Raw genomic sequence first — 7,912 nt, 5'->3', positions numbered from 1 at the left:
GCTGGTGCGGCTGCGTGTCCGACGTCGCGATCACCACCACCGAGCGGGACAGGCCCTCCGGGCCGAGGTCGTGCTCGATGAACTCCCGGACCTCACGGCCGCGCTCGCCGACCAGGGCGACGACGTTCAGCTCCGCCGAAGTGCCGCGCGTGATCATGCTCATCAGCGTCGACTTGCCGACGCCGGAGCCGGCGAAGATGCCGATGCGCTGGCCGCGGCCGCAGGGCACGAGCGTGTCCAGCACCCGCACCCCCAAGGACATCGGCGCGTCCACCAGCTGACGCTCCATGGCGGACGGTGGCGCCGCCTCGATGCTGACCAGGTCGCCACGCAGCGGCGGGCCGCCGTCCATCGGGCGGCCGAGCCCGTCCAGGATCCGGCCACGCAGGTCCGGGCCGACGGCGACCCGCAACGGGCCACCGGTGGAGACCACCGACTCGCCCGTGCCCAGGCCGGCGATCGGGCCCAGCGGCAGGCAGGACAGCCGATCACCGTCGAGCGCGGCGACCTCGGCCAGCACGGCCGTCGGACCTTCGCCGATCTGCAGCAGCTCCCCGACCCGAGCCTCGAGGCCGCCGACCGTGACGCGCAGGCCGACCGCGCCGGTGACCCGGCCGCGGGAGAGGGGCTGCGCGGCGGCGAGCGCGGCGTCGACGCGGGAGCGGAAGAGGTCGGTCACAGTCGCAGTGCCTCCCGGGCGCGTTGCACGGCCGCGGCGATCGACGCGTCGACCGTCGTGGAGCCGGTCTCCGCGATCGCGTCACCCGGCCGCAGCGAGGGTTCCGGACGCAGGTGCACCGGCCTTCCCCCATAGTTGTAGTCCGCGCCGGCGTCCGATCCGACCAGATTGCGATAGTCGTCGGGGTGCAGGCTCACCACGATCGCGCCCTGGTCGGGCGCGGCCGCCATGGCGCGGCGCACGGCGTCGGCGGCGCGGTGGTCGGGGTCGTCGAGGGTACGCCCGACGATGGCCTCGGCCAGCTCGAAGGCATGCGCCAGCACGGTTTCCTGCAACTCGTGCAACGTCGGCATCAGCTGCGTCTCCAGCGACGTGACGGCGCGGCCGAGGGCGTTCACCGCGCTCGCCAGCGCCGCCGTCCGCCGCTGCTCGTGGGCGTGCTCCAGCGCCCGGGCCCGTTCCGCCGCCTCCTGCGCCTCGATGGCGGCGGCCCGCCGGCCCTGTGCCCAGCCCTCGGCGTACCCGGCGGTGCGTGCCTGCTCCTTGGCCCGCTCGACGGGCGCGCTGTCCATCGGCGTCTCGCGTCGCAGATCCGTGCCGAAGCGGGCCGCGGCCGCCGACTCGGCGACCGTGCCCCGCAGCACCGGCCGTTCCTCAGAAGACCGCGATGGCTCAGGCAATGAGCTCCTCCTGCTCCCCGCCGCGCTGGATCTCGATCTGGCCGGAGTCCTCCAGCGAGCGGATCACCGAGACGATCTTCTGCTGCGCCTCCTCGACCATCTTGACCTTGACCGGGCCCATCAGGTCGATCTCCTCCATCAGGTTCTCCCGGCCACGCTCGGACAGGTTGCCGGTGACCTTGTCGCGGACCTCCTCGCCCACGCCCTTCAGTGCGGTGGCCAGGTCGGACGGCTCCACCTGCCGCAGCACCAGCTGCACCGACCGGTCGTCGAGGTTGACGATGTCCTCGAACATGAACATCCGCCGGCGGATCTCCTCGGCGATCTCCGGGTTGCGCGCCTCGAGCGCCTCCAGGATGAGCCGCTCGGTCGTGCGGTCGGCGCGGTTGATGATGTCGACCAGCGGGTCCAGGCCGCCGACCGTGGACAGCTCGTCGGGCTGCAGCACGGTGGACAGCTTGCGCTGCAGGGCGTGCTCGACCTGGCGGATCACCTCGGGCGAGGTGCGGTCCATCACCGCGATGCGGTGCGCGACATCGGATTGGACCTCCGGCGCGAGGCCGGAGAGGATCGAGCTGGCGAGAGCGCTGGGTACGTGCGCCAGCACGAGCGCGATGGTCTGCGGGTGCTCGTACTGCACGTAGGACAGCACCTGCCGCGGGTCGGCGTGGCTGAGGAAGTTGAACGGCATGTCGTGCATGGATGCCTGAAGGCGGTCCAGGATCAGGTTCGCCCGTTCCGGGCCCAGAGATGCCTCGAGCAGTTCGCGGGCGTACTGCATGCCGCCGGCGCCGGCGTGCTTGGTGGTGGCCAGGGCGTAGAACTCGTCGATCACGTCGCCGACCACGTCGGGTTCCAGCTTGCCCAGCCGGGCGATCTCCGCCGAGAGTTCCTCGACCTCGGTCTCGGACAGGCTGGCCAGGACCCGGCTGGAGTATTCCTTGCCCATGCGCACCAGCAGGATCGCGGCCTTGCGCAGGCCGGTCATCGACGTCGTGCTCAATGCCGGGGTGGTGGTCAACGCGGTCCTCTCTCACAACCAAGGGGGGTGGTGGCGGGGCTGACGGCGGTCAGCGGCCGGCACCCAGCCAGCCGCGGAGCAGGGCGGCCATCTCATCGGGCTGATCCTCGACCATCTGCTCGATCTCGCGCTGCCGCTCCTCCAGCGCGACCTCTTGGCGGCTCGGCCCCTCGATCGCCGGGCTCGGGATCGCCGCGTTCAGTTCGGCCAGCCGCTGCGCCTCGAGGGCGGCCTGCATCTGCTCGAGGTGAGCCAGCTCGGCCGGGCTGAGCGCCTTGCGCTTCTTGGCCCGGCGGCTGGCCCGCCAGGCCAGGAAGAGCAGGATGAGTACGACCAGGCCGAGCGCCGCGGTCTTCATCAGGGATTCCTGCTTCGCCGCCTTCTCCGCCGCGGCCGACTGGGCCAGCGCGTCCTTGGCCGAGTCGGCGGCGCTCTCGTCGAACGGCATGGCCGCGACCGCGACCGAGTCGCCGCGAGTGGGGTCGATGCCGGCCGCGACGCTGACCAGCTCCTGCACCTGGGCGGAGTCGACGGTCCCGGCGGTCTTGCTGTTCATCAGCACGGCGACCTTCAGGCTCTTCACCTTGCCGGGCGCGCTCTTGCGGGTCTCGTTGATCCGGTTGACCGCGTTGTTGCGCGTCGTCTGGGTGTTCTCGTACTGGTTGGCGGCGCTGCTGCTGGTGTTGCCGTTGGGAACCTGGATGTTGTCCGGCCCGAGGACGCCGCCGGTGCCGGTCCCGTTGCCATTGTTGTACGCCTCGCGGCTGATGCTCTCCGACAGCGCGGCCACCGACGGGTCCGAGGTGAACGTCTCGCTGGTCGTCTCGGTCTGGTCGAAGTCGAGCTCCGCGGTCGTGGTCACCACGGTGTTGCCGGGCCCGACGACGTTGTCCAGCATGTTCTGCAGGGACTGGTTGAGCCGGTTCTGATAGGTCACCGTCTGGGAGTCGGAGCCGTCGCCGCTGCCGGAGGCCACGGCCGCGCCGCCGCCCGCGGAGAGCACCTTGCCGTCCGCGCCGGCCACGGTCACCTGCGTCGGATCGAGGCCTTCGACGCTGGCCGCGACGAGGTTGACGATCGCCTGGACCTGCTGGGTGGAAAGCGGCTTGCTGGCGGAGGACTGCACGAGCACCGACGCTGTGGTCTTGTTCTGGTCGTCGGAGAAGACGTCCTTCTGCGGGATGACCAGGTGCACGGTGGCGGCCTCGACGCCGTCGATCGACTTGATGGTGTTGGACAGCTCGCCTTCCAGCGCGCGCTGGTAGTTGGTGTGCTGCATGAAGTCGCTGGTGGTGATGCCCTGCTGGTCGAGCAGGGCGTACCCGGTGTCGGACTCGCCGGGCAGGCCCTCGCCGGACAGCTGCAGGCGCAGGTCGTACACCTGGTCCTGCGGCACCATGATGGTGGCGCCGCCGTTGGCCAGCTCGTACGAGGTGCCGGACTTCTGCAGCGACTCGACGATCGCGCTCGCGTCCTTGTTCGACAGGTTGCTGAACAGGGGCGACATCGACGGCGTCGAGGCCCAGGTGGCGAAGAAGTAGCCGCCGATGGCGAGGCCGATGATGGCGACGATCGTGACGGCCTTCTGCCCCGGGGTGAAGGACTTGAAGGTGTCGCCGACCTTGCGAACGGGGGCGGGGAGACGGTCGGACATGTCAGGCCTGCATTCTCATGATCTCCTGGAAGGCCTCCACCGCCTTGTTGCGGATGGCCATCGTCAGCTGGAGGCCGAGCTGGGCCTCGGTGGCGGCCATCGTGTACTGCGCCGGGTCGGCGAGCGTGCCGTTGGCGACCCGGGTGGCGAGGTCGGCCGACTTGGTCTGCGCGGCCTGGACACTCTCCAGGCCGGCCGAGAGCATGCCGGCGAAGTCGGTGCCGGACGTGCCGGTGGCGGCCTGGGTGCCGGCGGGCTTCTGGGACTCGGCGACCTTGGTGATCGCGTCCACCGGGGAGAAGCCACCGATTGCACTGATCGGAGAAGTCATGGTCAGCCCTTCCCGAGGTTGATGGCGGCGGTGTAGGAGTCACGGGCCCGGTCCACCACAGACAGGTTCGCCTGGTACGCGCGCTGCGCCATGATCATCTGAGCCATCTGGCTGCCCAAGTCGATGTCGGGGCGGCGGACGTAGCCCTCGCTGTCGGCCAGCGGGTTGTCCGGCTCGTAGGAGAGCTTGCCCTCGGCGCTGCCGTACGCGATTCCGCCGACCTGGGCGCCGTTGCCGTCCTGCGCCTCCTGGGCGATGACGTAGCGGGCCTGGAAGGCGTTCTCCGAGGTGCGGCTGACGTTGTCGACGTTGGCGATGTTGTCCGAGACGGCGTCGAGCCACTTGCGGTAGACGGTGACGCCCGTGCCGGCCACGCCGATCGCGTTGAAGGTGCTCATCTAGGTCAGGCCCCCTTGATCGCGTCGCGGATCAAGCTGTACTTGCCGTCGAGTGCGCGGAGCGTCAGCTGGTACCGCATCGTCGTGTCGATGTGCGAGAGCGTCTCCTCGTCGAGGTTGACGTTGCTGCCGTTGAGGCGCGTCGGCTCGAGCGAGTTCTGCACGCTCGGCGTGACCGACGCGGGCGAGTCGCCGTGCGCGACGGCGCTGGACAGCGCCTCCTCGAACTTGACCTTACGGGCCTGATATCCCGGCGTCTCGATGTTCGCGATGTTGTCCGCGATGGCGGTCTGGCGGGCGGAGAGCCCGGCGACGGAGACCTTGAGGGAGGCGGTGGACACGTCGTTGAACACGGCGGGGTCCTCTCGACTGCGGTGGTCGCCGGTCCGTGGCGGTCGTTGAGCGATCCGTCGCTCGTACCATCCGAATCGGCGTCCTGAGGATTCCGCTTAGTGCCAAACGGTTGCCGCGCGGTTGTTAGCGCGCGGATCACATCGCGCAGTCGAGGTAGACCGGGCGCTTGACCGCCTCGCCCGTCTCGATGCGGGCGTTCATCGCCATCTGCTGCCGGGTGGCGACCATCCGGCGGGCGATCTCCTCGGCCGTGCGGAGCTGGCGGGTCAAGATCTCGTCGGCCCGCGGCCGGAGCTCGAGCGGGAGCGCGCCGAGGTCGGTGGGCGGCTTCCACAGGTCCGCCGGCGGGTGCTCGGCGTACCGGTGGTCGTCGGCCAGCATCGCCTCGGCGGCCTGCACGTCGAGTTCCATCTCGTCGAGCGCGGCGACCCAGGCGCTTCGCCAGTCCTCGGTCACGAAGGCGTACTCCTGTCTCAGCCGGCCTGCGCGGCGGCCTCTCGCCACGCGTCGCGCAGCGGCTCGACCAGCTTGCGGCAGGCGGCGACCCGCTCGGCGTCCCGGGCGACGTTCGCGCCGATCAGTTCGGTGAGCAGGAAGCCGTAGAGGCCGGCCAGGCCGGCCGCGCCGGACCAGGCGTCCAGGTCGAGCGTGGTACGTAGCTCGAGGATGATCTCCTGGGCGTGAGTGATCTTGTCGCGGGCCTGCTCGCGGTCGCCGGTGCGCAACGCCTCCTCGCCCTGCATCAAGTCGATCACGAGGCGGTCGTAGAGCATGACCAGCAGCTTGCCTGGGGACGCCGTATTGACCGAGTCCGCCAGGTAGCGGTCACGCAGTGCGGGAGAAGACATGTTTTCCCTCAGCATCGGGTCAGCCGAGCTGACTGGACAGGTAGGAGGACTGCGACCTCAGGTTGCTCAGCGCGGTTTCCAGCGACGCGTACTGCTTCGTCAACGCACTGCGGCGTGCCTCGAGCCGGGTGTCCCAGTTGTCGATCTGGTCGTTCATCGAGTCGATGATGTTCCTGCGGCCGGTGACCGCCGAGGTCAGGTTGTCGGTCTGCTTCTTGGCCACGGCCTGGAAGGCGTCGCCCATGGTGATGCCGGCGGCCTGGAACTTGTCCGGATCGGCCGCGTAGGACGATTTGAAGTTCTCGGCCTTGAAGCTGAGCGTGCCGTCCTTCTCGAGCTGAACACCGAGCTTGCTGAGGCTGCCGATACCGGCCTGGCCCTGGCTGACCGCGCTGAGGACGGACTGGCTGATCTGCCGGACCATGAAGTCGCCGGTGAGCGCCGAGCCCTTGCCGGTGGCCGCGTCGACCTTCGTCTGTTTGGTCACCTCGGACAGCACCGCGTTTGCGGCGTCCACCATCGCCTTGATCTTGTCGGCGATGCCGCTGGCGTCGGTCGCGACGTCGACGGTGACCCCGGTTTCCTCCTTGGTGGCGGTGAGTGTCACGCCGGCCATGAGGTTGGTGAACGTGTTGGTGCTGCTGGTGACCGAGTAGCCACCCGTTTCCTCGGCGCCGCCGACCTGCAGGATGGCGTCCTGCGCCTCGACCGCGTTCTTCGTCGTGAAGTCCACCCCGTCGAGGACGAAGCCGTTCGCCGCGCCGGTCTTGGTTCCGGTCAGCTGCAGCACGCTGTCCCCGGTGCTGGTCTTGACCAGCGAGGCCTTCACGCCGATGCCCGCACTGTTGATCGCGTCCGCGACGCCCTGCGCTGTCCGCTTGCCGGCCAGGTCGATGACGGTCGGGTCGCTGCCGTCGCTCATCGTGATCGTGAACGCGTCGCTCGACGTGATCGGCGCCTCGGAGTCCACCCGGGCGGTGGTGATCTGCGCCTTGGCGAGCTTGACCACGTCGAAGGTGAGGTTGCCGGTCTGGGTGCTGGTCACGCCGGGGGTGGCGGTCGCGGTGACCGCGGTGGAGGAGGAGGTCGGCTTGATCGACCGCCAGGTGGAGGGACGGCTCAGGTCGTCGGCCGCGGTCTTGAGCGCCGCCAGCTTGGTGTTGATCGACTGGTACGAGGTCACGACGCTCTGGGCGTCGCTCACCTTGGTCTTGAGGCGGGTCTGCGGCGCAGCCTCGATCTGCATCAGCTGGTTGATCATCGTTGAGGTGCTCATGCCGCTGACGAGGCCGTCGACGGTGGTGGCCACGGACGTCCCCCTTCCCACTGGTGTGAAATCGCAGATGTGCCGAGGGCGGCCGGCGCGGTGTCCGGCCGCCCTCAACCTGTTCGGTCGTGCGGGTGTTTCAGTTAGCCGCGTGCGGTTGCTACTTCGTTAGCAAGCTCAGCGGTCAGCGGAGCAGCGAGAGCACGTTCTGCGACGCCTGGTTGGCCTGCCCCAGCATCGACGTTCCGGCCTGGGTCAGGATCTGGCTCCGGGTGAAGGAGACCATTTCCTGCGCCATGTCGGTGTCCCGGATGCGGGACTCCGAGGCAGACAGGTTCTCCACCGCGACGTTCAGGTTGTTGATGGTGTGCTCGAACCGGTTCTGCACGGCGCCCAGCTTGGACCGCTGGGTGGAGACCGTCTCGATGGCGGCGTCGATCGTGTCGATAGCGGCCGCCGCACCCGTCGTGAGGTCGATGTCCGTGGCGCCGACGCCCAGCTCCGTGGCGCTGACCTCGTCGATGGTGACGGTCACCTTCTCGCCGGTGTTGGCGCCGACCTGGAAGTCCTTGTCGGTGAAGGAACCGTTCAGCAGCTTGGTCTTGCCGAACGCCGTGTCGCTGCCTTTATTGTGGAGCGGTTCGATATGTTGGTTTAACTAAGCCTGCGGGGCATCATTG

Annotated in this window: 10 protein-coding genes and 1 pseudogene; all 11 read right to left on the bottom strand. The window is 69.1% G+C overall.

All coding sequences use genetic code 11. From position 1 onward, the window contains the following. Positions 1–679: pseudogene (locus AB0M20_RS17055) on the bottom strand (EscN/YscN/HrcN family type III secretion system ATPase); the annotation flags it as partial. Then, positions 676–1,323: a FliH/SctL family protein gene (locus AB0M20_RS17050; protein WP_364299067.1), complete on the bottom strand. Its 648-nt coding sequence runs from the start codon at positions 1,321–1,323 to the stop codon at positions 676–678. The gene AB0M20_RS17050 and the pseudogene AB0M20_RS17055, both read right to left, overlap by 4 nt. A 28-nt stretch (positions 1,324–1,351) precedes the next feature. After that, the gene (gene fliG / locus AB0M20_RS17045) at positions 1,352–2,380 is read right to left on the bottom strand and encodes a flagellar motor switch protein FliG (protein WP_364299065.1); all 1,029 of its coding nucleotides are present in this window, start codon (positions 2,378–2,380) and stop codon (positions 1,352–1,354) included. Between the two features lie 49 nt (positions 2,381–2,429). Beyond that, positions 2,430–4,034 carry a flagellar basal-body MS-ring/collar protein FliF gene (gene fliF / locus AB0M20_RS17040; protein ID WP_364299063.1) on the bottom strand — a complete coding sequence of 535 codons (1,605 nt, stop codon included), beginning with the start codon at positions 4,032–4,034 and terminating at the stop codon, positions 2,430–2,432. A gap of 1 nt (position 4,035) precedes the next feature. Continuing rightward, positions 4,036–4,365, bottom strand: a complete 330-nt coding sequence (fliE, locus tag AB0M20_RS17035; protein ID WP_364299061.1) for a flagellar hook-basal body complex protein FliE — start codon at positions 4,363–4,365, stop codon at positions 4,036–4,038. A gap of 2 nt (positions 4,366–4,367) precedes the next feature. After that, on the bottom strand, positions 4,368–4,763 hold the full coding sequence (locus AB0M20_RS17030) for a flagellar basal body rod C-terminal domain-containing protein (protein ID WP_364299059.1): 396 nt from the start codon (positions 4,761–4,763) through the stop codon (positions 4,368–4,370). Positions 4,764–4,768: 5 nt separating this feature from the next. Continuing rightward, the gene (locus tag AB0M20_RS17025; protein WP_364299057.1) at positions 4,769–5,116 is read right to left on the bottom strand and encodes a flagellar basal body protein; all 348 of its coding nucleotides are present in this window, start codon (positions 5,114–5,116) and stop codon (positions 4,769–4,771) included. Between the two features lie 136 nt (positions 5,117–5,252). Further along, on the bottom strand, positions 5,253–5,573 hold the full coding sequence (locus AB0M20_RS17020; RefSeq protein ID WP_364299055.1) for a hypothetical protein: 321 nt from the start codon (positions 5,571–5,573) through the stop codon (positions 5,253–5,255). A 17-nt stretch (positions 5,574–5,590) separates the two neighbouring features. Further along, complete coding sequence (gene fliS, locus AB0M20_RS17015; protein WP_364299053.1) at positions 5,591–5,965, bottom strand: flagellar export chaperone FliS; 375 nt, start codon at positions 5,963–5,965, stop codon at positions 5,591–5,593. Positions 5,966–5,984: 19 nt separating this feature from the next. Further along, complete coding sequence (fliD, locus tag AB0M20_RS17010; protein WP_364299051.1) at positions 5,985–7,274, bottom strand: flagellar filament capping protein FliD; 1,290 nt, start codon at positions 7,272–7,274, stop codon at positions 5,985–5,987. 142 nt (positions 7,275–7,416) lie between these two features. Beyond that, positions 7,417–7,767, bottom strand: coding sequence for a flagellin (locus tag AB0M20_RS17005; RefSeq protein ID WP_364299049.1), 351 nt, complete (start codon positions 7,765–7,767; stop codon positions 7,417–7,419). Between the last annotated feature and the right edge of the window lie 145 nt (positions 7,768–7,912).

Origin of the sequence: Actinoplanes sp. NPDC051633 (genome assembly GCF_040681735.1) — a bacterium.
Classification (GTDB): domain Bacteria; phylum Actinomycetota; class Actinomycetes; order Mycobacteriales; family Micromonosporaceae; genus Actinoplanes.
This window is presented reverse-complemented; position numbering and strand designations above follow the sequence as displayed.

Coding starts and splice junctions, on each gene's coding strand:
- AB0M20_RS17030 (WP_364299059.1), bottom strand. CDS start 4,763: ATGAGCACCTTCAACGCGATCGGCGTGGCCGGCACGGGCGTCACCGTC.
- fliS (WP_364299053.1), bottom strand. CDS start 5,965: ATGTCTTCTCCCGCACTGCGTGACCGCTACCTGGCGGACTCGGTCAAT.
- fliE (WP_364299061.1), bottom strand. CDS start 4,365: ATGACTTCTCCGATCAGTGCAATCGGTGGCTTCTCCCCGGTGGACGCG.
- fliF (WP_364299063.1), bottom strand. CDS start 4,034: ATGTCCGACCGTCTCCCCGCCCCCGTTCGCAAGGTCGGCGACACCTTC.